This is a genomic window from Paenibacillus sp. 01T422 (assembly GCF_056398785.1).
Genome location: NZ_JBFTQB010001095.1, coordinates 1 through 3,118 on the forward strand (window position 1 = coordinate 1; position 3,118 = coordinate 3,118).

The window sequence follows — 3,118 nt, forward strand, 5'->3', positions numbered from 1 at the left end:
AAGGGAAACCAAACATTAACGAGTAAAATACAATATTGACTAAAATGAATTGCAAATAAACGAAGCAAACATCGGCATTCCGTTTAAGAAACAGGACATCGATAAATGGTTGCTTTCGCTTGGCTTCATACCAATAAAAACCTATGCTGAGCACTAGACTAAGCAGGAGCAATAGCCAGTTGACACCTGATTTGAACGATAGGAAAAAGAACAGCCAGCTAAAGATCAGCGCGGTGAAAAAGACGATGCCCGTAATGTCCAAAGAGCCAGCACCTGCATGCTTCCGGGGTGTGTCCTTGGGCATCATTCGGAGAGCGAGCACGAAAGACACGACGATAAACGGAAAATTAATGAGAAAAATAGACGGCCAGTCGCTATATTGGATCAAAAAACCTCCGAGCGATGGACCTAGAGCTGCTGATGTCGAGGAGAACACGGACATGACACTTAGCGCTCTCGCTTGATTCGTCGTGATGACAGATCGGATGATGCCCATGCCATTGGGGAATAGGGCGGAGCTGCCGATCGCCTGGATGACACGAAAAGCCATTAGCCAGCCGAAGCTCGTTGATAGTGGCGCCAGCATGGAGGAAACGGTGATGAGGGCGAGTCCGAGCATGAAGATTTTTTTGCGGCCGAATAAATCGCCGATCTTCCCCATGACCGGCTGTGCCACAGCGCTAGCCACATAGTAGGTCGCTATGAGCCATGAAATCGAGGCATACGTGACATGAAATTCTTCCTGCAGCCTGGAGAAAGCGACGGATATCATGGTTGTGTTCAAAGGGTTGAGCAGTGTTCCCAAAGCTACAGCTGTTATGAGCCATAGATGGCCGGTTTTGTTTGATTTGGCGGTATCTGACAAGAAGATGTACTCCTTTCAATGATGCATATTTGGTGATAAAAAGGTAAAAGACTTCCGGTCTATATTCCCAAAGGGAGGTCGGAAGTCGTTATATTATCTTATAAGTACATACAATCTAACATGAGTGCTTTTTAATTGTCAATTTATGTTTAAAAGGACTCGGAAATAGCAGTTGGTAAATTAGAGGACTCCAGTTCCCACAAGAGAAAGCGTTAGCAGGATTCTCGCTAAGCTTTATGAAATTTGTTGTCGGTGGGTGAAGTGGCAGTCGGCTGTAAATTGAGTAGAGCGAGTGGATGGTGGCAGGTTGGTAAAGTAGCTAGGACAACGGCTCGACGGAGTAGGATCCGTCAGTTTTTTACGAAAGAAGGTATGTAGCTCTTGCGAGTGATCTTGCAAAGGGAACTATAGTCCGCTATTTCTCTGAGAAGGTTCATATCCACATAGGGAGGGGAACTACGATCCGCTATTTCCGCAATTTCATCTGAAAAGCCTGCCATGGAGGCGAAATAAAGCCCTGTAGTTCCGCTCAAAGTGGAAAAAGCCCGTTTTTCACGAAATAGAGGACTCCAGTTCCCTCAAGAGAAGGACTTAGCGAAAGTTTCGCTAAGTTTTATGAAATTTTTTTTACCTAGGAGAAGGTGGAATTTGGTTGTATGGTGGAATACCTCCATAGGATGTTCCAGTGGACTATTGCAGGCCTGGCCTCATCAAACTGTTATTGGGCATATGTACTAAAAAGAGATATACGCCTGCGCATGATCAAATAAATATGCCCGATCCAAGATATACTTTTGATCCTTGTACGCTTGTGAGGTTGGCTCGATTTTTCCAACTAGATCCAGTAATGCAGACGCAATCAAATCTAATCTCACGGGTCCCCATGTCTCTTGTTTTAGTTGAGCATAGCTCATACTCTCGATCAAAGTCAGACCTTTTATCCGCTGAAAAAGAGCCACCCATGCCATCAAATCGCACTTCAAGCTGCTGGAATGGATTGTGAATTCCCTGAATCCAACGGCCCCTGCATCAGTGGAGATAGCAAGTAGCCCGCAAATATCATCGGTCCCATTTCCAAGCTGGAGCTTTTCTATAAGCTCGCAGTCATATCGAAAACACTCTATTCGAGTAATCTTGAACGGCTGTAAAGATTCAAGATCTATCGCTGATTTTTTGAAATGTAGCAAAGCATTATGAAGGGGATGAGTGTCTTGGCGAGACTCAACGTGTTCAATTGTCGTCATGTTCTCATTTATCGTAATCGACATCTTGTCACTCCTTTAAACAAGTGTAATAGCTCGAAAAAGCAAAAATGACCTTCTCTGGAAACAGAGAAAGGTCATAGGAATTCAAAGTCATAGCCTCGCTCTTATCTCCCAGATTCGCCTAACGCAGCGTTTCCGCAAGAATTAGCACCGTGCATTCCTTTGTTAACAAAGGTTTGTCGGTTGCCGGGTATCATCGGGCTAGTCCCTCCACCTACTCTTGATAAGAAAAATCACCATATTCGATTACGTTCAATATTACTACAAAGTGCTCGGTTGTCAAGGAAAAAATCAAGTAAAATATTTACAAAATTTATAAATGAAATTGTAAACCGAATTAATACTAGTTCATTATCATTACTATGAGAATGGTAACATCAAATTTAAAGCGAGAGAAGGAAAGATCTTATGAAGCTAGTATTAATGGGAGATTTACATTATCACGAAATTGATGAAACAATTCCAGGTTGGTTAGAGGCACGTAATGAATTCTATGAAACATTACTTGGACGATTTTTGGAATTGGAAGGCGATGCTCATATATCGGTGGGGGATTTAACGAACTACGGGCATTCCTCGGAGCTTAATGATGTATATGCCTTGCTGCGAGAAAGTGATAGAACTTTCTATCATGCTCTGGGCAACCATGATCTGTATGCCCAAACAAGAAGAGAAGTTCTCGAAATAACGGGCCAAAGCCGGTATCACGCAATAGAAAATGAAAAAGCCGTACTTGTATTTTTAGATACAGCAAAAGAAATGGATTTTGAGGATTGGGGAGGCTGGGTTGACGAAGAGCAATTGAAGTGGTTTGAAGATGTCATAACGGCATCTGGCACGAAACCTGTATTAGTCTTCGCTCATCATCCGGTGCATAATACGACAACCAATTCCAATAAAGATAAAGGCTCCATTGACCCAAGCATTGATATGTGGAAAATCTTGGGCAAGAAAGAAGGCGTAGGGATTTATTTTAACGGTCATACGC

At 43.0% G+C, this 3,118-nt stretch carries 3 protein-coding genes and 1 riboswitch; of the genes, 1 reads left to right on the forward strand and 2 read right to left on the reverse strand.

All coding sequences use genetic code 11. The features are described 5' to 3' along the window. Positions 1-865 (reverse strand): MFS transporter (locus AC1DUA_RS35930; protein ID WP_477504284.1); only part of this gene is annotated, 865 nt, incomplete at its 3' end. 734 nt (positions 866-1,599) lie between these two features. After that, the gene (locus tag AC1DUA_RS35935; RefSeq protein ID WP_477504285.1) at positions 1,600-2,133 is read right to left on the reverse strand and encodes a hypothetical protein; all 534 of its coding nucleotides are present in this window, start codon (positions 2,131-2,133) and stop codon (positions 1,600-1,602) included. Between the two features lie 98 nt (positions 2,134-2,231). Then, a riboswitch (SAM riboswitch) is annotated at positions 2,232-2,360 on the reverse strand. Between the two features lie 178 nt (positions 2,361-2,538). On the opposite strand from AC1DUA_RS35935, the gene AC1DUA_RS35940 reads away from it, so the two are divergent. After that, the coding region (locus AC1DUA_RS35940) for a metallophosphoesterase family protein (protein ID WP_477504286.1) at positions 2,539-3,118 on the forward strand (580 nt) is incomplete at its 3' end.